Raw genomic sequence first — 23,054 nt, 5'->3', positions numbered from 1 at the left:
ATCCTGTCTTTGTATAATTTTGGACGAGTACTAGGCGACGTGATAAAGTGAAACTTTCATCAGTGGGGTTTTGTCCATCCCCCACTGATTATTAGCCCGCATAATGGGGCTTTTACGGGCAGCCCGACTCCACCTAACTTCCTCGCATTCGCCGAATTTTGAGGTGGGAGCCTTACTACCCGCAAATAGCGGGATAAATTCAATTTAAAAGAGAAATGTGTAGTCTGTGGAATGAAAAAAAGATTGTAATTTGGTCCAAATCAACCAAAATACAATCTTTTTTGTTGTACTGAATTACTGCCACCAAATCCAAGTCCAAAAGTAATTTCGTATATTTCGAGGAGTAATGCGTATGAAACGTTCACCGTCAAAGAAACAATTTAAATTTGGAAGTGTTTCATCTGGATTTTCTGGAATAAAGGTGACGATGTTTTCGTTACTTGTAATGGTTACTGTGATTGGTGGATCGGTTGGAGAGATTTGAAGTTGTAAAGAAACGTTTGCCGTGTTTTTAAATTCATTATTAATAGGTGGACTTATCACTTGTACTGTGAATAACACGATAATTGTTTCGTTCGGTTCCAAATTAGTAGCGACTAGGAAACCGATATTCGGATTCGCTAGTGGAGAGCGTTCCCCATTAATGAAGACCGTACCGTTCATAAATTGTAAACCTGCTGGAATGGTGTCTTGTAATGAAATATTTGTAATTGAAAATTCTGAAGTATTCGTAATATGCACCGTATAATCAAAATATTGGTTTAAATAAGCTGAGCTAACGGAAGCGTTTTTAAGCACAGTTGCAGTTATAAATTGAACTGGTATGCGAACAATGTTCGAATTAACGATGAAAGTAATAATCGGATCCTGTGGTGTCAATTGGAAAGCAGCTGTAACTGTTGCGGAATTGATAATTGTACTGTTTGAAGGGATAGAAGTTACGAGAACTTTAAATGTTATAGTTGCTACTCCATCTGCCGATAAGGAACCAATGTTAATACCAGTGTCTGGTCGAATATTTGGAAATAGTATTCCATTAATTGTTACACTATTTTCAATAAATGTTGTACCCGCTGGAATCGTATCTAAAATGGAAGTACTTACTGTAGGAATTGGGGAATGATTAAATACCTCTAATGTGAATGTAATAATATCTCCTATAACGACAGAAGATTTGTCAGCGTTTTTCTCAATGCGCACCATTGGATCAACGATCGTTGTTGTAACGGTATTGGTTTGCTTTGTAATTGTAATAGGTGGTTCATTCGGATCAATGGTAACAGTATAGGAAACAGAAGCGTCGTTATTGATTGCAGGTAGAAGAGTCGAAGAAGATATTGTTACTTGGAACGTAATGACAACAGATTCATTAGGAGCAAGGTTTCCTAATGGAATACCATTTTCAGGATTCGCATTAGGCTGATTGATCCCGTTAATCGTAACACTGCCAGTAATGAAAATTGTATCTACTGGTACGGTGTCTATGGCAAGAAGATCTTCAATCGTTACATTACCGCTATTAGTAATTGTAATTGTATACGTTAAAGTTTGACTAGGTAATGCATTCGTGGCATTAACAGATTTTATGGCAACGACATTATCATTTTGGACAGTTGTTGTGACAGTATTTGTTGTAGTCGTATTTGTAACAGGTAAGTTATTTGGATTGACTATATAGTTAAAAGTAGTAATTGCTTTGTTGTTGAGTTCATTTGGTGTTGGAATAGAAGTTACAGTTACTTGGAATGAAGCGATGGCATCTCCACCTACAATTATAGTACCAATTGGTATGCCGCTTACTGGATTAACTCCCGGAACAGTTTCTCCGTTTACAATGACACTATTTTCTATAAACGTAGTACCTTGAGGAATAATATCTTGAATGACTACATCATCTGCTGAAACATTACCAGTTTGATTTAGTGTAATCGTATACGTTAACGTATCACCGACCGTTGCAAATGCAAGGTCAACAGTTTTATTGCTATTTAAATTCGCGTGATGAATTTCTGTTACGGCAGCTGATGAAATAATAGTTTCGGTAATAGGTGGCCTATCTGGTACCGTGTATTCATATTCAATTGTACTCGTGTTAGAGATTGGATTTGTTTGCGGAATGGAAGTAACCCGGACTTGGAATAGAATAGTTGCTGTCGTATTAGGCGGAATGTTATCAATTGGTATACCGCTAAGTGGATTGTCATTTGGCCGAGCGTTGCCATTCACAATAACACTATTCTCTATAAAGCTCGTATTTGCTGGAATGATATCAGTAACGATAATGTTTTCTACTTGTATATTCCCATTGTTTGTGATGGAAATTGTGTAAGGGATGATAGTTTGTAGGTCAGCGTATTGGATAGGCGTTGTTTTTGTTGCAATTACATTAGCAGAAATAACTTCAGTGAAGGTAATATTACTAGTCGATATTTGTTCTTCACCATTAATTGTATAACGAGAAGTGGATTGATTTTGAATACGACCGCTAGCTGGAAGAGCTAACACAGTAACGGAAAACGTGACTGGGATAGAAATGTTAGAAGCAATCGTTCCTACAAGTATACCGGCACTTGGATTGGCGTTAAGCTGAGGAATATTATTTACTAAAACGCTACCGTTTATAAAGGTTGTTCCATCAGGAATATTGTCTGTAAATACAACCGCAGTAGCATCCGTATTCCCTGTATTCGTTAAAGTTGTTGTATAAGTTAAAATGTCACCAATCGTTACAGAAGTCAAATCAACAGTTTTCAGTGAAACGATATCAGCGTCATTAATTTGAACGAAAGTAGTATTGGAAGTAGTAGATTTTTGAATTGGTGCAAAGTCAGGATTGAAAATAAAGTCGTAGACGATGTTTGCAGTATTAGGTGTTGGATTTACAGCAGGTAAATTCGTAACGGAAACTTGGAATGTTATTGTTGTCGATTGACCTGACGCGATATTAGGAATGGTAAAGCCGATATTCGGATCTGCTGCAGGAATTATAGTATTGTTAACTATTACACTTCCAGGAATAAATACAGTTCCATCCTCGATAGTATCTGTAAAAAAGATGGAGTTAGTTGTAGTCGATCCATTATTTTGAATGAATACTGTATATTCAATGGTTTCATCAATGTTAGCTAATACTTTATTAGAGGATTTTGTAGCGATAAGAATAGCATCAATAAATTGTATATTTGTAGTATTGGAAGAGGTCGTTTCTGAAATTGGTGGTAAGCTTGGGTCTGGTTGATACTCATAGTGAATGACGGCGATATTATTAATGTTATTTTGAGAAGGTATAGAGACTACATTTACTTGGAACGTAACAATAATCGTATTATTTGGAAGGATAATACCAAGATTGATACCGGTAATTGGATTTTCGTTAGGTCTTGGTATGCCATCTACAAGGATGCTATTTGGAACGAATGTGGTGCCAGCAGCAATTGCGTCAATTAGGAGAGTATTTGTAATAGGTACTGTACCAGCGTTTGTAACGGCGACTGTATATGTGATGATTTGACCGATGCGTGTAATGGATCTATTGGCGGATTTAATTGCACTAACATTTGCCGTCCGCACTTCCGTGTTTACTGCATTTGATAACGATCTACGCTGAATAATCGGAGAGCTAGGGTCAATTTGGTATTCGTACGAAGTGTCTGAAATATTAATGACTGTATTGCCGGACGGTATATTTGTAAGTTGTACTTGGAATGAAATAGTGACTGTTTCATTTGGTTGTATCGTGCTGAGAGTTACTCCGTTTTCAGGATTCGCGCCAGGCTGAATCACATTATTTATTGATAAGCTATCTTCAATGAATATAGTACCTTCTGGAATGTTATCAATAAACACGGTATTGTTAGCTGGAATGGTTCCTATATTTTGTAGTGTATTTGTGTAGGTAATAATTTGCCCAATTGATACGAAAGTTACATCCGCGCTTTTAACAGAAATAATATTTGCATTTTGAAGTGATGTTGTAACAATGTTAGAATTTGCAGAGCGATTCACCGGTGGAGCTGTAGGAATACTTACATATTGGTAATTTGCAGAAGATTGATTTACAATTTCGGTTTCAGTAGGTGGATTGTTTGTTTGCACTTGAAATAGTATCGTTTTGGAACTGTTTGCTGGAATTGTTCCAAGTGGTATTCCGTTTTCTGGATTTACACCTGGCTGCAGGACACCGTTAATTGTGACACTATCGGAAACGAATGTAGTCCCAGCTGGAATAGAATCTGTAAAAATAATTTTTATTGCGTCAACATTGCCGATATTTTTCACTTCAGAAATATAAAGTATAGTTCCGCCAATATCTACAGTTATTGGATTGGACGTTTTTGTAATTGTCAATTGTGCTTGCACGAAATTTGTAATGACGATATTACTTGTAGATGTTTCAGTAATAGGCGGCTGGCTTGGATCTGGTTGAATTGAATATGTTGTGTTGGATTGATTTGTAATCGATTCTTGCGAGAATGAATCGTTAATAAGAATTTGGAACGAAATAAGGTGAGTAGCGTTTGCTACTAGGTTAGGCAAAGCAACCCCTACATTTGGATTTGCACCAAGTATAACTGTTCCATTAAGTGTAAAACTATTTTCTACGAATGTAGTCCCTTCTGGAATAGTATCTGAAAATATGAGATTAGTAGCTGGAATATTTCCGGTATTTTCTAGCGTTATCGTATAAGTCAAAATATCACCTGTTGTTGCTTGTTGTGCATTAACTGCTTTTAAAGAAAGAACATTCGCATCCGAAATTTGTGTGAAAGCTGGATTAGACGTAATTGTTCGAGAGATGATAGGAGAGGTTGGATCGGCGATAAAAGTATAGTCAATACGGGCTATATTAGAAATTGGATTCACGCTTGGAATGGATTGAACGATAACTTGGAATGTGACGGTGACAATTTCTGACGGCGCAACGGAGTTTAATGGTATTCCTACGTTTGGATCGGCACCTGGAACTGAAACGCCATTAATGGTCACGCTATTCGGAATAAATGCAGTTCCTTCTGGGACCAAATCTGTTAAAGTAACTGTATTTGCAGTTGTATTGCCGTTATTTTGAACGACTACTGTATAAGTGATTGTACCATCAGTAGATTGTACGAGAGAATCTGTATTTTTAATTGCGGATAACGATGCATCAACGACAGCTGTATTAACCGTATTAGATGAGGATATTGCTGTAACTGGAGGTTGACTTGGATCGACAATATACGTGTAACTTGTAATTGCTTGATTTATAATCGCTCCTTGCGGTGGAATAGAACTTGCAAGAAATTGGAACGTAATAGTAGCAGAATCACCTGGTGCGATAATACCAACTGGAATACCGAGAGTTGGACTTGCATCTGGAAGTGAAATCCCGTTAAGCGTGACACTATTTGGAACAAATAATGCCCCTTCAGGAACTCCGTTAATGAGTAATACAGAATTTGCAGGGAAGTTTCCAGTATTCGTTAATGTTGCTGTATACGTAATTATATCTCCGATAGATACGATTGTACGATTTGCTTCTAAAACAGTTGTAACAGTCGCGTTATTAATTTGTGTTGAAGCGCTATTAGAATTTATCGTGCCTGTAACAGGAGGAGAGGCCGGATTAACTATAAATTCGTATTGAATAGATGCAACGTTTGTAATTGGATTCGAAGGTGGAGTAGATGTAACTATGACTTGGAAAGTAACAGTTAAGGAACTGTTCGTACTAACGGTTCCGATATTAACTCCGTTATTTGGATTTGCCCCTGGAATGATACTTCCATTTACAGAAAAGCTATTTTCAACAAAGGTCGTTCCAGCTGGAATAAGATCTGAGAAATTTACATTCGTAGCGTTTGTATTGCCGCTGTTTTGAATCAAAACTGTATAAGTGATTGTGTCTCCGATATTCGCAAAGGCTGTATTAGCAGTTTTTACAGCTGAAAGTATTGCTGAATTAATAGAAGTAACGAAGACGTTCGTCTCCACATTGCCAGGCTGAGTCTGTAATGAATTGCCTACGTTATATTGGAAGTTAACAAATCCTAAGTTTTGGAGTTCAGGTGTGAAGGTTGTTGGATTGCTTATTATTTGGACTTGGAACATAATTGTTACGATTTGATTTGGAGTTATTGTATTTATGCCAACACCGTCAATGATAGAAGCGGATGGTAATGAAGTGCCATCAACAATGACTGATCCTGCAACAAATTGTGTCCATGTCGGTATAGGGTCTGAGAAAACAACGTTGTTAGCAGAGATATTTCCTGTATTCGTAATAGTGGTTGTATACGTAATCGTATCACCGATCGTTGCAAAAGCTTTATCTCCTATTTTAATAGTGTTTAAAATAGCACTCTCAATTTTTGTTGTAACGCTATTAGAAGTAATATTTTTTGAAACAGGTGGATTAGCCGGATTAACGATATGCTGGAAGCTAACGCTAGCTTGATTGGTAATTGGATTTATAGGCGGAATTTCATCGGCACTAATATGAAATGTTACGATGACAGACTGGTTTGGCGCGATATCACCAATTGGAACGCCTGTAATTAGGTCTGCATTTGGGATGGTAGTTCCGTTAAGTGTAAAACTATTCGGTTCAAATGAAGTTCCGTCTGGAATTAGGTCGGTAAAAATAACACTCGTCGCACTAACATTTCCGCTATTTGTAATCGTAACTGAGTAGACAATATCTTGCCCAATATCTACTGTTTCCACATTTGAATTTTTTTGTGCAGTAAGGATAGCGCTATTAACTTGTGTTGTCGTTGTATTAGATTGATTAGAGGTTGAAATGAACGGCTGATCTGGATCAACAATATAACGGTAAGTGGTAAGAGCCGAATTAGAAATAGGATTGTTGATTGGGAGGGTTGAAACGATGGCTTGGAATGTGACGATTGATGTGTTTCCACCATTAATTGAACCGATATTTACACCAGTAGATAAATCAGCGTTTGGAATGGTTTGCCCATTAACTGTGAAACTGTTTGGAACGAAACTTAAATTGCTATCAAGTATATCGATAATCGTTACATCAGTTGCAGCAACATTTCCGGTATTAGGAAGGTTAAGTGTAAATGTTATTGTATTACCAACATCCGCAAAAGTAAGATTTGCTGTTTTTGTGCTAATAATATTTGCGTTGTTTATTTGAAGAAGTGTAGTGTTGGAGCTAGCTGTATTCGATACCGGCGGATTACCTGGATCAACAGTAAACTCATATGTCGTTGATGCTGTATTCGGTGCTGGATTAATAGGTGGAATGCTGTTCACTGTAACTTGAAAGACGATACTATATATTTCATTTGGTGGAAGTGCTGCAAGTAATACACCTGTATTTGGATCCGCATTAGGTTGTAAAATGCCATTGACAGTTAATGTGCTAGGAACAAATGTGAGTCCACTTGGTAATACATCTGTGAATACAATATTAGTTGCATCCGTATTGCCTACATTGGCAATAGAAGTAGTGTAAAAAGCAGTTTGCCCGACATCTGCAAAGGATAGACTTTCATTTTTCGTCATAGATAATATAGCTTCTCTAATTTGTGTTGAAACAGGATTACTAATTGAAGTTTCTGCATCAGGCGGTGAGACTAATTGATACGATGTTGATGAGAAATTTACAATTGGGTTTTCGGTTGGTAATGACGCCACGTTTACTTGGAATGAAACAGTTACTGTAGACCCAGCTGTTATAGGCCCGATATTTACACCGTTCGATGGGTCCGCACCACTTTGAGAAACCCCGTTAATAGAAAATGAGTTTGCAATAAATGTAGTTCCGCTCGGCATTGTATCTGAGAAAATAACATTTTGTGCGGATGAGTTTCCATTGTTTGTTAAAGTAACAGTATAGGTGAGTGTGTCTCCAATACGACTAAAAGATTTATCGACTTGTTTTAATGAAAGAATGGTAGCTGTGTTAATTGTAGTGAACACTGTGTTTGAAGTAACATTCCTTGAAACAATAGGGGCATTAGGGTCAGCGATAAATGTGTAAGAAGCACTAGCCGAATTGGCAATAGGATTTTGAACAGGAGTAGAAGTAGCGGTAACTTGAAATGCTATTGATATTGAGTTGTTAGGAGCGATTGCTCCAATCGTTATACCTGTATTAGGATTAAGACCAATTTGCGTGATGCCATCTATTGTAACGCTATCAGTAATAAACGTTGTACCATCTGGTATAAGGTCAGTGAAAGTAATATTAGTTGCGTTTGTATTACCACTATTCGTTAAAATTGTCGTATAGGTAATGGTATCATCTAGCGTTACAAGTGTTTGATCGACTGATTTAATTATCGTAATCATAGCATCTAATACAGGGTTTGTAACAATATTCGTTGAAGTAGAAGTAGTAGCAGGAGCTCCGTTTGGATCAACAGTATAAGAATATAAAATTGTATCGTTACCCATAATCGAGCTTGAAGGGGGAACAGAAATAACATTTACTTGGAAAGTAACGGTTACTGTCGCGCCAGGAGCGATATTTGGTATAGTTAATCCAAGTGCTGGTTGTGCACCAAGCTGTTGGATGCCATTTACTGTGACCGAATCTGGTACGAAAGTAGTGCTAGGAGGAATGGCGCTTGTAAAAGTTATATTTGTAGCAGGTGTATTTCCTGTATTCGTAATCGTAGTTGTATACGTAAGTGTATCACCGACGGAAATAATAGATTTATCAACAGTTTTTGTCGTATTTAATATGGCGCTATTAATTGTTGTCGAAACCGCATTAGATACATTCGTTTGTGATACGGCAGGTTGGCTAGGATCGACCACATGTGCAAATTGTACAGAACTAAAATTAGAAATTGGATTTATACTTGGAATGTTTGTAACAAGTACGTTGAGAGTAATAATGGCCGTTCCACCTGGATTTATATTTTCAATCTGTATCCCGCTAGCTGGATTTCCAATTTGCTGTGTACCAGAATCGCTTGTAAGAGTCCCGGAAATAAATGTCGTTCCGTCAGGTAAAATATCTGTGAAAATTATATTTTGTGAAGTGACATTTCCAGGGTTATTTAATGTAATTGTATAAGAAATTGTATCGCCGATCGTTGCGAAATTTTTATCCGCGGATTTAACCGCTACAATTTCCCCGGAATTTATTTGTGTCGAAACAGAATTGGATGTTGTACTTCGTGAAACGAGTGGTAAATTAGGTCCTGTCATAAATTGATAATTAATAGAAGCACCGTTTACAACCGGTGAGTTTGGTCCCCCAGGCCCAATTGTGAAAATTGGATTTGGAATACTAACTACTTGCACGCGGAAGGTGACGTTTATAAAATCTCCTGCAATAATATCTCCAATTGGTATCCCATTCGCTGGATTTACTCCAGGTAATAAAACCCCACCTACTCGAACGCTATCTTCTATAAATACTGTATTATTTGGAATCGGATCTGTAAAAATGATATTAGTAGCAGTCGTGTTCCCTATATTTTCTAATAAAACAGTATACGTTAAAAATGAATTTCCAGGTGCTACGTCAGAAAAGATACGATCCACACTTTTCGTTGCTTGAATGATTGCTTCATTTATTTGAACTAAGACCGGATTACTAGTAGCCGTTTCTGTAACAGGCGGCTCGGTAGGGTCAACAATGATAGAGTATGTTGTACTAGATTGGTTCATCGTAGGGTTTGAAGCTGGTATTGAACCGACAATGGCTTGGAAACTAATGGTTGTCGTTCCTCCAACTGGAATTGGGTCTAAAGGAACCCCGTTATCTGGCCTAAATCCAAGTTGTGGGATGGTATTAATTTGTACGCTATCAGGCACGAATGAAAGTTCAGGTGGTAATATATCTATAAAAACAGGTGTGTTTGCAGTTGTATTTCCACTATTGGTAAGGGTTGTTGTATACGTAATTGTATCTCCAACAGCAGCAAATGCACTACTCGCAGTTTTTGTTGCGATAACGGAAGCAGTATTTACTTGTGTAAAAGTTTTATTGGATTTAACTGTTCGTGAAACAGGTGGTTCATTAATATCTACAATAAAACTATATTGAACCGATGATTTGTTCGGAATTGGATTAGGGTTTGGAAGTGTTGTAATGTTTACTTGAAAACTGAGTGTAATCGATGCATTTGCATTCAAGTTACCAATATTGATACCGTTTTGTGGATTTGCATTCGGGACGGTTACACCATTTATTTTAAATGTATTTGGGACAAAGGCAGTACCGTTTGGAATTGTATCTGTAAAAATAATGTTGTTTGCAGTAGTATTTCCTGTGTTTGTAACAGATGAAGTGAATGTAATCGTATCTCCAATTGTAGCGAAAGTTGTACTCGCATTTTTATTTAAAACTAAAGTAGCGTCAATAATTGGGGTAGCAGTCGTGTTTGTTACAGTGCTTCCCACAGCAGGTGTTTGGTTTGGATTCACTGTATATTCATAATTTACAAGGGCGTTATTCGTTAAAGTACCGCTAGGAGGAATCTCAAGAATTTTTACTTGGAATGTAAGAAAAGTAGTTCCTCCGGGTGAAATATCATCTAAATGAATACCTAATGAAGGATCTAATCCAGGTTGGGAAACATTATTTATCGTAACGGAATTTGGTATGAAGGATGCACCTGGTCCAAGCCCATCTGTTAAAACTGTAGCACTAGCAGGGATATTACCTGTATTTGTAACTGCAATCGTATAGGTTACGATGTCTCCAATTGCAGCGGTCGGTGTATTCACTGACTTCGTAGCGATGATTGTAGCGTTATTAATTTGAGTTGTTATTACGTTACTTAACGCATTGGCGGATGCTAGAGGTAAGTTAGGATTTACGACATATTGGTACGTTGTATTACTTTGGTTCGGGATTGGATTTGGACTAGGGATGGAATTTACTATTACTTGAAATGAGATTGTTGTATTTGTATTGGGGTTTATTGGATCAATTGCTACGCCATTTGCTGGATTTATATTAGGGAGTGTAGTACCATTTACTGTTACACTATTTGGAATAAATGAAGTCCCACTTGGAATGGCATCTGTAAATACTATATTTGATGCAAGTGTATTCCCGCTATTTGTTAAAGTAGTCGTGTACGTAATAATATCATTTACGTTAGCAAACTGTTTATCTGCAGATTTTGTAGCGGCAATTGAGGCGTTATTAATAGTTGTCTGTACCGTGTTAGAAGCCACCATCTGCATTACAGCTGGCTTGGATGGATCGTACGTATATTGGAATGTTGTGCCTGATTGATTTGTAATCGGATTTACAGCAGGGATAGTTGGTACAAGAACCTGGAATGCAACGGTTCGTGATGAATTCGCTCCTATCGTACCGATAAAAATACCGTTAGCAGGATTTGCATTTGCTATAGGGACATTGTTAATCGTTACAGTATTAGGAATGAACAGGGTACCCGCTGGAATGATATCTGTAAACGTTACATTAGAAGCAGGGATATTGCCGTTATTCGTTAAAATCGTTGCATACGTTATGACATCGCCAACATCAGCGAAGTTTGTGCTCGTTAGTTTTGTAGCAACAATATTAGCAGTATTAATTTGTGTAGTTACTATATTACTAGTAGCGTTTTTCACAACAACAGGTAAATTTGGATCAGCGATAAAGCTATATTGAAGTGAAGCGCTATTTTGAATTGGATTTGATGAAGGTAGCCCATTTGCACTTATTTGAAAAACAATCGTTGTAAAACCACCTGCAGGAATGGAGCCGACTTGAAGGCCGGTACTTGGGTCTGCACCTAGCTGTAAAGCGCCACCTATAAAAATACTATTTGGTACGATAGTGGTGCCGGGAGGGATTATATCGGTAACAACAACATTGTTTGCTGTAGTATTGCCAAGGTTAGCTAAGGAAATTGTATATGTGATTGGTTGCCCGACATCGGCAATAGTTAAATCTACCTCTTTGACAATAACTACATTTGCTAAATTAATTTGTGTACTTACAGTATTACTTAAAGATGTTTCTATAATTGGTGGATCACCTGGATTTAGAACGAAACTATACTGTGTGCTCGATGAATTAGTTGTTGGATTTTGGGCTGGTAAAGCAGTGACAGTTACTTGATAAGAAACGGTAATTAATCCGCTAGCAGGAATAGAAGGTAACAGGACACCTATATTTGGATCTGCATTGTTTTGCAAAACGCCATTAATAAGAAAAGTATTTGGAATAAAGGTAGTACCATCTGGATTTATATCTATGAAAGTAGGATTATCAGCAGAAACGCTTCCTGTATTAGTTAAAATAACGGTATAAGTTAATATATCTCCAACAGTAGCGAACGCTCGATCCACTGTTTTTGCCGAAATTACATTTGCATCATTAACTTGGATAAATGTAGTGTTTGTAGTTGTGTTTGTACTTACAGGAGAAGCGTTTGGATCAACGATAAAGTTATAGGTGATGGAAGCGCTATTCAAAATAGGATTAGGATTTGGAATACTAGTTATTAATATTTGGAATGAAGCTGTAATTGTAGTATTAGCATTGATGCTACCAATATTGATGCTAGCTGGTGTTGCGCCCGGCTGAGTAACACCGTTAACTATAACACTGTTAGGTACAAAGGAAGTGCCATTCGCAATGGAATCGGATAGTAATACATTGTTCGCTGTAACATTTCCATCGTTTGTAAGAGCAAAGGTGTAAGTTAATACATCTCCAACTTCCGCAAACGTTTGACTTACAGATTTATTAGCATGAAGATTTGCTAGTCTAATTGTTGATGTAACAGAATTAGAATTTGCAGTTTTTGAAGTTGGTGGCAGGCTTGGATTTACAGTGTAAATATAAGAGGCGAAAGCGTTATTAATGATAGGGTTTTGTGCAGTAATATTGATGACTGTTACTTGGAAGGATAAGGTGAAAGTAGCTCCGCCAGGAATTGTGCCGATAGGTAAAGCAACGAGAGAATCTACATTTTGCAAAACTCCGTTGAGCGTTACAGAACCTAATGTTAATATCGTTCCATTTGGAAGTGGATCTGTTAGTTGAACGTTATTGGCGGCCGTATTTCCACTGTTTGTAATAAGGATTGTATAACTTATCGTTTCGCCAATTGTGGCAAATTGTTTATTTGTAGACTTTGTTAATGTTAAATTCGCATTGTTAATTTGAGTAGTAACGACGTTAGAAGAAATGTTTTTCATAATGGGTGATTGGCTAGGGTTAACGGTGTACTGATAAGAAGCGCTTGATCCGTTAGATACGGCATTTGACACGGGTATTGTGTTTACTACTACTTGAAATGAAACACTTTTGGTTGTGCCAGTTGGGATGGATCCTATGTTCACACCATTAGCGGGATTAGCGCCAACTTGTGTCGAGCCATCTATTGTTAAACTGTTTAGGACAAAAGTTGTTCCTGTAGGAATGACATCTGTAAAAATAACATTGTTCGCATTCGTATTACCTGTACCTGTAAAGGCAACAGTGTAAGTCAGTGTATCGCCAATATCTGCATAGTTTTTATCTACTGCTTTCGTCATTGTTACAGTAGCATTATTCACTTGCGTGGAGACAATATTCGTCGTGTCAGTCCCGCTTACTGCCGGCTGGTTTGGTACAGGAATGTATTGATATGTTGTTGTACCACTATTTAATATTGGATTTGTTTGTGGGATAGAAGGAACGAATACTTGAAAGGAAATAGTAGTAGTAGAATTTGCAGCAATAGGTCCAATTGATATACCATTAGCGGGATTTGCTCCAGCTTGAGTAACTCCGTTAACAGTTACACTCCCTGGAATGAAAGTAGTCCCGCTAGGAATCGGATCTGTATATATAACGTTCGTTGCAGCGATATTTCCTATATTAGCTAAGGCAATACTGTAAGTTAATGTTTCACCAATATCGGTAAAAAGTTTGTTAACTGATTTTGTACCATTAATATCTGCGAGGTTAATTTGTGTTCCTGCAGAGTTACTTGTTGCAAGACCGTTAAAAGTCGTTCCTCCGGCAATCGGTGTATATTGAAATGTAATATTAGCAGTGTTAGAGATAGGATTTTGACTTGGAAGAGAAACGACAGTCGCTTGGAAAGCTACTGTACGAGAAGAGCCATTATTAATTGTCCCCAGAGATATACCGGCGACCGGATTTGCGTTTGTTTGTGGTACGTTATCTATCGTTACGCTTCCAGGTATAAAGGAAGTACCGTTAGGGAGAACATCTGTAAAAGTAACGTTATTTGCAGGAAGAAGCCCGGTGTTAGGAACAGTAACTGTATAGGTTAGAATATCTCCAATTGTAGCGACACTTTTATTCACGCTTTTAGTTGCTTGTATATTAGGTGAGTTTATATTGATTTGTAAACCGACTGTATTTAACATATATGCATCCCCGTTAGTAGTTAAACGAATTGAGGCAGATACTTGGGAATTTGTTAAATAAGGAGAAATATCAATGGAAGTAATGTCCCATCCTTGTCTTCCAGCGGAGATATTTGTACTTGTAGAGGCACTCTGGTTTCGCGTTCCAAATGTACCAGTTGTATCTAAGTTCCCTGCAGCATTATTAATTTGAGAACCGAAGAAATTATTAACAGCATTATTTGGCCCAGATAATGCATTTAATGAACTGAAATTTGGTCCAAATAAAGCTTGATCCCCAGTTAAATCAGCATCCCCTTCAGTAGAACTTAAAAATAATCTCCCGCTTACAGGTCCCCCGGCAGGTGTTAAAAACCCTGAGACAGATACATCTGCACTACCGGTTTCTACAGAAACGCGGTTACCAGCTACGTAAATTGTTAAATTTCTTGCGGGTAAGGAACCGTTTTGATAAGCGACAATAAGCGTCCATCCTGCAGAATTAATGGCTCCATTAGAAGCGTCTAAAGGATCTACAAGTCCAGGAACAGAACCTGTTGTATAAGATCCAGATCCAGCAGCTTGAACGAGTGACGTTACATCCGCTGATCGTGTGTAAAATCCAAATGTGACAGATCCAGAAACGAATGTTTGATTTGAAGCTGTAACAGCCGAAGGGGTAATTGAGTATGTTGACACAGGTGTTGTAAAAGAAACGGGGTTTCCTAATACACTCGTAATGTTTTGATCCCGAGATAAATAGTTTCCACCCCAAACGAGTTCTGCGTAAAGAATAGTACTACCAGCAGGGATATTCAAAATAGCGGTAGAACTATTTTGTGTATAGTTTAACGTTGTACCTGCAGGAAAAGTAGGTACTTGTAAAGCGGTATTCGTAGTTACGAATGCACCAATTGCACCGATTGTACCAGCACGGTTTAGATTGCTAATTTTACTTAAACCTAGTGTGTTTCCTGTAATAGCGAGTGCGCCGTTAGTGGTGGTAGAAAATCGATTCGTAATGGGCATGTTGTCACCTCATTTACAATATAGTCTTGGTCAAAATAGGATATGTGTGTGAGTGATAAAGGGAAACATGTACAAGTTGATTCATGCAGAATGGTTCAAACGTCTAAAGAAGGAGATGGGGAATGATTGAAGTGGAGATTAGGGTGGAGCGTCTTAGGAAAGGGAAAATAGAGGATATTGTAGCATTATCTTCTCATATTGGCTGGGATTACAACAGAGAGGAAATTGAGATGATTTTGAATACGGGTATAGTATATGGTGTAGCAAATGAGAGAGAAGAGCTTATTGCTAGCGCAGCAATTATACTATACGGGGAGACATTAGCCTCAATTGGAATGGTAATTGTACATCCAGATTATAAAGGAAGAGGGATTGGAAAGATAATAACGGATTTATGTGTTAAAAGCGTATTAACTCAAACCCCCATTATGCTTATTGCCACGGATGAGGGGAAAATTTTATATGAAAAACTAGGATTCAGGGCTGTTAGTTATGTTTCTAAATACATATGTAACTCGTACAATGCGAATTACCATTGTGTAGGAAATGAAGAGTATATTGTGAATTATGAAGAACGTGATTTAGAAGAAATAATACAAATAGATAAAGATGCATTTGGAACAAATAGAGAAGAGTTTTTAAAGTATCGAATTATTCAAAGTGAACAATGTATTGTTACAAAGGATGCACAACAAAATGTATTAGGTTACGGTTTAAGTATACAAACGCCAGAAAATAAAATAATAGGACCGGTCGTTGCTAAAAATGATGCGATGGCAATGAGAATGGTACATTATTTAGCAAGAGAGCATCATGGTAAATTAAGAATTGATGTACCAGAAGGAAAGAAAGGTTTCATGAAAGAATTAGAGATTACTGGTTTTCAAAAGGTTAATACCCCACCAATTATGATAAAAAATAGTGATCAATTTTTGAAAAGAAATGGAGAACTATACAGTATTGCAGCGCAAATTTTTGGATAAAAAAGAATCCTTTTGTGAAAAGGATTCTTTTTTATAGCCAAATTAATCGCGATATTGATCATGAATAGGTTGAAAAAGGTCTTCCTCGACATCTCTAACCATTGAAAAATGATCAACGTTATAATGTCCATGTAGAGTTTTATTATGATGACCAATAATTTGCTCTGCAGATAACACGTTAGAATCAGTTGTGGAATGACCATTTTTAATTAATGTAACGTCAAATCCTTGTACAGTTGCTGTTCTAACGGCGGTATCGATGCAATGTTCTGTTTTACATCCACCGATAACGATATGGCTAATCTTCTCTTCTTTTAAAAGTTCAAGTAAAGAAGTGCCATAGAATGCGTTTGTTGCTGCTTTATTAATAAGGATTGCAGACTGAGGTACTTTAATTTGATTATGTACTTCAAATCCTTCTCCGCTACCAGAAGCAACATCGATATCTCTTACGAAAACAGTAAGGGCATTTGCATCTATTGCTTTCTGTACGGCTGTATTTAGTGTAGATAATAGCTCGGTTTTACGAAAAACTTCATTTTCTTGTTCATTTCCATCCATTAATTCTTGCTGAGCATCGATAATTAATAGTGCTTGTTTCATTCGATATCCCCTTTAATATAAAATAAATTCCACTTTACATATTCTTTTATATTGTAAGGAACTCCTCTTTTTTCTAAGAAGTAGACGATAGATTTACAAAGTTGTCAAATAAATTTCATTCTCATAGAGTATAAAAACATGTATGATAAGAAGTGGAGAATTTTTGAGTAGGTGGGAATATCATGCAAACAGTAGAAGATTATCTTTCATTCTTACATACGAAAGGATTTAAATTATCAGAGGAAGCACAAGGATTTATTATGTTCGGACAAGGATATACTGGTGCATCTGATGGGATTGTGAACGTAGCAATAGAAGCGACGATTAAACATCAATTACAGTTTGATGGCAGTTATTTTGTTGCGTTATTAGAACGATTGAAAGAAGAAGAAATTACAGATAAAAAAAGCGCTAAGGCTTTTATGCGGAAGTTACAAGCGTAACTTCACGCAGCCTGCGCTTCTTTTTTTGTTTTGGAAGGTAATTCAACAAAAACCATACCTAGGAAAATACATAGACATCCAATAATAGCAGAAATAGAAAGCTGTTCATTTGCTACTAGAACACCTGTTAATGCTGCAAAAACAGGCTCCATTGCGAAGATTATTGCTACTCTCGTTGGAGAAGTGTGTTTTTGTGCAGAAGTTTGAATGAAAAAGGCAATTGATGTCGCAAATAGGGAAGTTAGAAATAGAGCGAATAAAAAGGATTGATTCGTCCATAGTGAAACTGAAAATAATTTTTCCCAATCTTCAAACAAAAAAGCGCAAATAGAAGAAAATATACCGACAGCTAATACTTGAGAGGTGCTTAGTAATAAAGGTGATATTTTCTTAGAAAAGAAACCGTTAACAAGAATATGGGCAGCAAAAGCAACTGCACAACCGAGAACGAGTATATCTCCAATGTTTAATTGAAAAGAATCACCAGCCGTTAATAAGTATAAACCTGCTGTTGCTACAGCAATACCAAGTACGATGAAAATTGTAGCCCGCTGTTTTAAAAAGATAAAAGATAGGATTGGAACCATAACGATGCTAAGTCCAGTTAAGAAACCAGCTTTTGAAGAAGTTGTATAAAGTAAGCCGAATGTTTGTAATAAATAGCCAACACATAAAAAGAATCCAACAATCAATCCAGCGAGACTACTCAGTTTTATATCTTGTTTTGAAGTTTTTTGTGAGAAAATCATTTGAACGAATAATAAAATAATTCCAGCGAATAAAAAGCGAATCCCATTAAAAGTAAATGGACCAACGAAAGACATAGCATTTTGGACGACAACAAACGTAGCTCCCCAAATAAAAGAGACAAATAATAAAGCAAGAGGAGCAATCCAATCTTTTTTCACACTCATACCCCCGTTAATTTTGTAAGATAGCTTTTCTAGCTAATTCATCAGCAACTTTATTTTGACTACTTGGAATCCACTTAATAAAAAAGAGATCGAAACTTTTTATGTACTGCAGTGCTTCCTCTAATAGTGGTGCAAATATTTTATTTTTTGCGTATTCTTTTTCGACAGCTCGCTCGACAAGCTGCGAATCGGTACGAAAAGAGACAATGTTATAATTATGCTCCGTGCAATATTTTAATGCCGCAAGTAAAGCGTGGTATTCTGCTTCATGATTGGACATTGTCCCAAGGGGCAATGATAACTGTACAGCTGGTTGCACCCCTTTAATAAACACTCCTGCACCAGAAGGACCAGGATTTCCTTTTGATGCACCATCAATATATACTTCAATCAAAATGAGAAACCTCCAAATTATAAGATGATCCCCTACTTATATGTTTCTTTGAAGTAGGGGATAGAGTAACTTAGCCGATTGTAATACTATAACGACATGTAAATGTTTCATTCGTTTGTAAAGATTGAATTCCTTTTTTTTCCTTGAAATCTTTTGCCGGATTTACTTCATCAGCAATCCCGTACCAAGGTTCAATACATAAGAAAGGTGCGTTCTCGCCTGGTGTCCATACACCGACAAATGGGAATCCGTCAAATTCTATTTTTACAAATTTATTATGTTTATGAGAACGAATAGAGATTTCATCCGTATTCATATTTTCAAAAATAAGTGCATCATTTTTGAATAAATCGTATGTAAGTGGTAATTCATTCGTATTTTCAGCGATTAATTGCTTTTTACTTGAAAGATAAGGTCCTTCTAATACGCTTGTTTCTAAGCGTTCAGAACCATTAAATGATAAATGATAATCTGTAAATGATTCGCCCTCTAATAAGGGGAAGTTGAAACCAGGATGTGCTCCGATTGAGAAGAACATCTCTTTTGAAGTAGGGTTATTTACTTCATATGTTACATGAACGATTTGTCCATCTAGCTCATAAGAAACGAGTAATTCGAATTCGTATGGGTATTTTTTTAATGTTTCTTCATTACTAGTAACAATATAAGTAATATTCGTTTCACTTTGTTCTTTTACAGAGAATGTAAGATCACGAGCAAAGCCGTGTTGTGTTAAAGAATATGGTTTACCATCTACGTAGTATGTATTATCTACTAATCGGCCGACAATTGGGAATAAAATTGGTGCGCGGCGCCCCCAATAAGTAGAATCGCCTTGCCATAAGTATTCAGTGTTATCTTCTTTTAAGCGAACGCTTTGTAATTCTGCACCTTTGTCAGAAATGGAAACGATCACTTTTTCATTTTGAATTGTTGCTGTCATGAAGTGAAACCCCCTAAATCTTTCATATGTTTTATTATACGTTGTCCAAAAGAAAAAAGGTAGTAAATGATAGGAATCTATTGACGAAAGAGTGCCTATTGCGTAAAATATAATCTTGTTGCTTAAAAACGAATAACGTGGTTCGAAACCATCCCACGTAAAAAAACTAAGGAGATTTTGTCATGAATATAAGAACATTAGTCGGTAATGGTATTTTAGCGGCATTATATATTGCTGTTTCTATGCTTATTCAGCCATTTGGCTTTACGAGTGTACAGTTTCGTATTTCAGAGATGTTTAATCATCTCGTTGTATTCAATAAGAAAGCAATTTACGGGATTGTATTAGGTGTATTTTTAACGAATCTCTTTTTCTCACCTATGATCGCTTATGATTTAGTATTTGGAGTAGGGCAATCAATTCTTGCATTACTTGCAACTATTATTTCTATGCGCTTCATTAAAGGTGTTTGGGCTCGTATGATTTTTAATACAGTTATTTTTACAGTCACAATGTTTATGATTGCAATTGAACTTCATCTTGCGTTTGATCTGCCATTTTTATTGACATGGCTAACTTGTGCAGTTGGTGAATTTGTTGTAATGGCAATTGGTATGCCTGTAATGTATTGGATTAATAAGCGAGTGCAATTTGAAAGATTTATGCAATAGATGAAAGAGCTGTCCTTACTTAGGATGGCTCTTTTTGTATGTGATTAAATTGTATATAATACTGTGACTTTTGATAAAATATAATAAAATAAAGTGAAACTTTAATCAGTGGGGGGACCCCACTGATTATTAGTTGAACCAATCGGGCATTTACGGACAGTTGATCTTCCGCCTAACTTCTTTGCTTTCGTTAAATTTTAAGGTGGGAGTCTTACTGACCGTTCATGCGGGATAAATATAAGAAGTCTTATAAAAGGGGAATCTAGTATGAAATATAAAATACATTGGTTGTATAAAACGAAGCGTGGTTTACAAACTGAATTAACAACAGATTATATGAACATAGAAGAAGTGCTTCAATTTGCGGAGGATTTTGAGAAAACAGGTAGGGTGAAAGAACTTTTATTTTTCGATGAAATGGACGCGGAATGGTCATTAAAAGAAATGAAAAAACTGAGTAAGCAAGTGGAGGAAAATCCGCAAGAAATTCAAGTTTATTTTGATGGTGGTTATGATGTACAGACGAAAGAAGCTGGGGTTGGTATATGTGTATACTATAAAAAAGGAAATACAAATTACCGAATTCGTCGCAATGCATACATAGAAGGCATATATGATAATAACGAAGCGGAGTATGCAGCATTATTATACGGGATGAATACACTCGAGGAATTAGGAATTAAATATGAAGCAGTTACACTTCGTGGAGATTCTCAAGTTGTACTGCAGCAATTAGCTGGTGAATGGCCTTGCTATGATGAACATTTAAATCATTACTTAGATCAAATTGAACAAAAAGCGAAGCAAATGAAATTAAAACTTATTTGTGAACCGATATCTAGAAAACAAAATAAAGAGGCACATCAATTAGCAGCGCAAGCATTAGAAGGGACGACAATTGATAGTCATAAAGAAATAACCGAATAGAGAGGTGCACACGTGAAGAAGAAGCAACTCATTACAGAGGTAAATGACTTATTAGAAACGTATTGCGGAGGGTGTTTCCTGCAGGAACATAATCGGAAAAATCATAGTAAATACTATGCCCATTCTTTTTGTATACGGCAATGTACGGTTGGAGAGAAGTTGAAAAAGTATGGGGAGCAATTGTCATAAAAAAACATCCAGAGAATTTTCTCTGGATGTTTTTTAGTGCTTCGCTTCATGTAATTGATGCTCGCATTTACTTAATTTTTTTTCTTCATTCATTAGAAATGGCTCATCTAAATCCGTTGCAACGGATTTCATGATTTCAAGCTGAGAACGAGCCGATTCTACTGCAGTAGTGGCATGCTCTAATGTGTCTGGATCCATTGAAATTGTTGCAGAACCTACCATTTTTTGTGCAGTTTCTACACGGAATTTTACTTCTTCAAAATCATTTACATGTGACCCCATTGTTATTGCCTCCTTTGTATTTTGCGCATTTCACATAGTTTTTGCTCTGGAAAACGGAAATATACAAAGGAATAACAAAGGAGGTTACCAAGTAAGATAACCTCCTGTCATAAGTGGGATTAAAGTTTTGCTACGTTAGCAGCTTGAGGTCCACGGTTTCCTTCAGTAATGTCGAAAGATACTTCTTGACCTTCCTCTAAAGCTTTGTAGCCGTCGCTTTGAATAGCAGAGAAATGTACGAATACATCTTCAGAGCCTTCCATTTCGATAAATCCAAAACCTTTTTCATTGTTAAACCATTTTACTTTTCCTTGCATGTCACAATTCCTCCTAAAAACGATTCCTTTTTTCATTTAGTGAAATTCATTAAAAAATAATAAAAATAAAAAATGCTATATTCTCGAATATTCTGCTAAATGATTAATTTAAATATACATGAATTGGTAGAATTTAGTCAAGTAAGCGTTTTTAAAATTTTGTATTTTGAATTAATTTTTTCTTGAATTTTTAAAAAGGTATAGGACAAGCCGAGTATGTAATATTCTTAAGTGAATGCTGTACATAATGAGGTGAAAGAATGGATGAGTCTTATTTATTAGATAATGAAGGGATGAAAAATAGAGTCGACATACCGAATTGGGTTGCAAAAGAATTTCATGATTTTTCGAGTGTCGTGTTAGAACCAACCTTCCCGTGTTATTTCGGTTTAACAGCTTTGAAGAAGAATGAACTTCGTTATTCATTTCTCTCTCATAATGATTGGAGTCATTTGCCAAATACAATGTTAACTTTTTTGGAGCTAATGAAAGAGCGGCCGATTGTAAGAAGAGGATTTTTTCTTTTTGTGGAACCGGAATGTGAAGAAAAATCAATCGAATATTATCGAGATTATTTTTGGAAAGTACTACAATATTTGCATGAACAAGATAATCAATTATGGCCAAAGCAAATCCCGAAAAATCCAGACCATCATTTATGGGAATTTTCATTTGGTGGTGAACCAATATTTGCATTTGGGAATGCGCCAGCTTATAAACAGCGAAAGACTAGGCATTTAGGAAATTCTCTCGTTATTGGATTCCAGCCACGAACTATTTTCGAGGGATTAGAAGGAGATCGTCCTAAAGGGTCGTATTCAAGACAAATGGTCCGTGAACGAGTTGAAAAGTGGGATCAGTTGCCGAAGCACCCTAACATTAGTCACTACGGCGATCCTAATCATCGTGAATGGAAACAATATTTCATAGGGGATGATATTGAGCCGATTAAAGGTAAATGTCCTTTTCATCATAGGGTAGAGAAATAAGAGCCATCAACTGGATGGCTCTTTTGCATATTTTGGATAAAAAAGGGTATTGTATTAGTGAATAATTTTTAT

Annotated in this window: 13 protein-coding genes and 1 riboswitch; of the genes, 6 read left to right on the top strand and 7 right to left on the bottom strand. The window is 36.6% G+C overall.

Annotated elements, in window-relative coordinates; translation table 11 throughout:
- Nucleotides 1–294: 294 nt before the first annotated feature.
- Complete coding sequence (locus CQ058_RS05710) at nucleotides 295–15,327, bottom strand: DUF11 domain-containing protein (RefSeq protein WP_105589523.1); 15,033 nt, start codon at nucleotides 15,325–15,327, stop codon at nucleotides 295–297.
- A gap of 122 nt (nucleotides 15,328–15,449) precedes the next feature.
- Between CQ058_RS05710 and CQ058_RS05705 the strand changes: the two genes are divergently transcribed.
- Entirely contained in the window at nucleotides 15,450–16,310 is an 861-nt protein-coding gene (locus tag CQ058_RS05705) for a GNAT family N-acetyltransferase (protein WP_078175663.1), read from the top strand.
- A gap of 42 nt (nucleotides 16,311–16,352) precedes the next feature.
- Here the strand turns inward: CQ058_RS05705 and CQ058_RS05700 are convergent, their stop codons facing one another.
- Nucleotides 16,353–16,913 (bottom strand): cysteine hydrolase family protein, encoded by a 561-nt coding sequence (locus CQ058_RS05700; RefSeq protein WP_002193177.1) that lies wholly within the window; start codon nucleotides 16,911–16,913, stop codon nucleotides 16,353–16,355.
- Nucleotides 16,914–17,095: 182 nt separating this feature from the next.
- On the opposite strand from CQ058_RS05700, the gene CQ058_RS05695 reads away from it, so the two are divergent.
- Nucleotides 17,096–17,356, top strand: a complete 261-nt coding sequence (locus CQ058_RS05695; protein WP_001195213.1) for a DUF6123 family protein — start codon at nucleotides 17,096–17,098, stop codon at nucleotides 17,354–17,356.
- Between the two features lie 2 nt (nucleotides 17,357–17,358).
- On the opposite strand, the gene CQ058_RS05690 is transcribed toward CQ058_RS05695, so the two are convergent.
- From CQ058_RS05690 to CQ058_RS05680, 3 genes are all read right to left on the bottom strand, one after another.
- On the bottom strand, nucleotides 17,359–18,264 hold the full coding sequence (locus tag CQ058_RS05690; protein WP_142396327.1) for a DMT family transporter: 906 nt from the start codon (nucleotides 18,262–18,264) through the stop codon (nucleotides 17,359–17,361).
- A 13-nt stretch (nucleotides 18,265–18,277) separates the two neighbouring features.
- Complete coding sequence (locus CQ058_RS05685) at nucleotides 18,278–18,664, bottom strand: reverse transcriptase-like protein (protein ID WP_002011911.1); 387 nt, start codon at nucleotides 18,662–18,664, stop codon at nucleotides 18,278–18,280.
- 70 nt (nucleotides 18,665–18,734) lie between these two features.
- Nucleotides 18,735–19,607, bottom strand: a complete 873-nt coding sequence (locus CQ058_RS05680; protein ID WP_002189045.1) for an aldose 1-epimerase family protein — start codon at nucleotides 19,605–19,607, stop codon at nucleotides 18,735–18,737.
- A 131-nt stretch (nucleotides 19,608–19,738) separates the two neighbouring features.
- A riboswitch (PreQ1 riboswitch) is annotated at nucleotides 19,739–19,783 on the top strand.
- A gap of 6 nt (nucleotides 19,784–19,789) precedes the next feature.
- On the opposite strand from CQ058_RS05680, the gene CQ058_RS05675 reads away from it, so the two are divergent.
- From CQ058_RS05675 to CQ058_RS05665, 3 genes are all read left to right on the top strand, one after another.
- Entirely contained in the window at nucleotides 19,790–20,278 is a 489-nt protein-coding gene (locus CQ058_RS05675; RefSeq protein WP_002011909.1) for a QueT transporter family protein, read from the top strand.
- Between the two features lie 267 nt (nucleotides 20,279–20,545).
- The gene (locus CQ058_RS05670) at nucleotides 20,546–21,205 is read left to right on the top strand and encodes a ribonuclease H family protein (protein WP_002189046.1); all 660 of its coding nucleotides are present in this window, start codon (nucleotides 20,546–20,548) and stop codon (nucleotides 21,203–21,205) included.
- A 12-nt stretch (nucleotides 21,206–21,217) separates the two neighbouring features.
- A complete protein-coding gene (locus tag CQ058_RS05665) occupies nucleotides 21,218–21,394 on the top strand; it encodes a zinc-finger domain-containing protein (protein ID WP_002011906.1) in 177 nt (58 codons plus the stop codon).
- A gap of 33 nt (nucleotides 21,395–21,427) precedes the next feature.
- Here CQ058_RS05665 and CQ058_RS05660 read toward each other — a convergent pair whose 3' ends face one another.
- Complete coding sequence (locus CQ058_RS05660; protein WP_002011905.1) at nucleotides 21,428–21,676, bottom strand: DUF2564 family protein; 249 nt, start codon at nucleotides 21,674–21,676, stop codon at nucleotides 21,428–21,430.
- A 119-nt stretch (nucleotides 21,677–21,795) separates the two neighbouring features.
- Entirely contained in the window at nucleotides 21,796–21,993 is a 198-nt protein-coding gene (cspB, locus tag CQ058_RS05655; protein WP_002011904.1) for a cold shock-like protein CspB, read from the bottom strand.
- A gap of 260 nt (nucleotides 21,994–22,253) precedes the next feature.
- On the opposite strand from cspB, the gene CQ058_RS05650 reads away from it, so the two are divergent.
- Nucleotides 22,254–22,982 (top strand): YqcI/YcgG family protein, encoded by a 729-nt coding sequence (locus CQ058_RS05650; protein WP_002193174.1) that lies wholly within the window; start codon nucleotides 22,254–22,256, stop codon nucleotides 22,980–22,982.
- Nucleotides 22,983–23,054 lie beyond the last annotated feature (72 nt).

The sequence above is a fragment of the Bacillus sp. MYb56 genome, from assembly GCF_002976445.1.
Classification (GTDB): domain Bacteria; phylum Bacillota; class Bacilli; order Bacillales; family Bacillaceae_G; genus Bacillus_A; species Bacillus_A mycoides.
This window is presented reverse-complemented; position numbering and strand designations above follow the sequence as displayed.